3 protein-coding genes are annotated in these 1,516 nt (G+C 72.6%); 2 read left to right on the top strand and 1 reads right to left on the bottom strand.

What is annotated here, in order from left to right:
* The coding region (locus tag ACWCSD_RS52495; RefSeq protein WP_449927428.1) for an NUDIX hydrolase at positions 1–375 on the bottom strand (375 nt) is incomplete at its 3' end.
* 74 nt (positions 376–449) lie between these two features.
* Between ACWCSD_RS52495 and ACWCSD_RS52490 the strand changes: the two genes are divergently transcribed.
* Positions 450–1,076: a DUF6758 family protein gene (locus ACWCSD_RS52490; RefSeq protein WP_397161161.1), complete on the top strand. Its 627-nt coding sequence runs from the start codon at positions 450–452 to the stop codon at positions 1,074–1,076.
* Positions 1,077–1,158: 82 nt separating this feature from the next.
* A partial coding sequence (locus ACWCSD_RS52485) for a MarC family protein (RefSeq protein ID WP_449927424.1) occupies positions 1,159–1,516 on the top strand: 358 nt, incomplete at its 3' end.

Genomic DNA, 1,516 nt, shown 5'->3' with positions numbered 1-1,516 from the left:
CTCGGTCAGGCATGCGAGCAGCCCCTCGGTGAGCGGCAGGAGCGCCAGCTCACCGGGGCCGCACCAGCGCACGTCGGCGGCGTCGTCACCGGCCACGGGCACGCCGCCGGCGCAGGTCGCCAGGTAGTCGCGGATCACGTACGTGACGCCGCCCGGCCCGGGACGCTCCACCGTGCCGGCCAGGCGGCCCACCTCGACGCGCAGCCCGGTCTCCTCCATGACCTCGCGGCGCACGCCGGCCGCGTCGCTCTCGCCGGGCTCCAGCCGGCCGCCCGGGAGCGACCACAGGCCCTTGCCCGGCGGGCGGCCACGCTGGATGAGAAGAAGCTGGTCAGAGGCGTCGAAAATGATCGCGCCGACACAATTTACGCGCACATGACCAAGATTACGACGGGATAACGGGTCCCGGTCTTGACGCGACCGGGCCGGAGGAAGCACCGTGGGTAGCTGTGAGAGCGGCTCCTACCTGCCCAAGGTGCTTCGGCCCGCTTCACGGGTCGAGCGCCCTGTCCGGTGCGTTCCATTGCGACACGCACGGCGACGTCCTGCCGTACCAGCCTCCGCGACCGCCCACGGGCGAATCGCTGGAGGCCATGCGGAAACGCTCGGTGGTGCCCGTGTGGCTGCCCTGGCCATTGCCGCCCGGCTGGACGGTGACCGGGTTCGGCGAGGTCGGCGACGACCGTACCGGCTCGCGGGCCAGCGTGGTCGCGCTGAGCGGGCCGTCGCCGATCGAAGGGCCGGCCGACCTGCTGGTGATCGCCGAGGAACCGGGCGTCGGGCTCGGCGCGACGTTCGCGGGGCTCGACGGGCCCGATCCCGGCGAGGGGTTCGACTCCGGGCCGCCCAACGCGAAGATCGAGGTGCTGGGTCATCCCACGGCGATGTGGTGCCTGGCCGGCATCGACGACCGGGCCGTGTACGCCGGTGAGGCGCTGGGCAACTGGTTGTGGACCATCGCCTGGCCCGCCGAGGCCGGCTGCATGATCGCGCTGGCCGAGCTGTCCCTCCAGGACGCCCGCGACCGCGACTTCGAGGTGCCGTTCGGCGGGTTCTCGCCGCTGCTGGAAGACTGAGAGCCGGAAGTCGAGCGCCCGGAGGGCCGGGCGCCGGGCTGAGCACAGGATCGCCTCCCCCTGGCGGCCGGTTGGGGGAGCGGTGTCCGGGGTCAGGTTCTTCGTCGAGGCGTTCGTGACGATGTTCGTGATCATGGATCCGCCGGGCGTCATCCCGCTCTTCCTCGCCTACACCTTCGGCCGCACCCCGGCCGAGCGCAGGCGCATCGCCTGGCAGGCCGCGGTGACGGCGTTCTGCCTGGTGGTGGTGTTCGCGGTGTTCGGGCGGGCCATCCTGTCCTACCTGCACGTCGAGGTGCCCGCCATGCAGATCGCGGGCGGCCTGCTGCTCCTGCTGGTGGCCCTGGAGCTGCTGCGCGGCACGGCCGAGCCGCGCACCGACACCGTGCGCTCGAACGTCAACGTCGCCCTGGTGCCGCTCGGCACGCCGCTGCTGGCCG

The organism is Nonomuraea sp. NPDC001684, from assembly GCF_053596515.1.
Note: the sequence above shows the minus strand (reverse complement) of the source record. Positions and strands in the feature narration are given on the sequence as shown.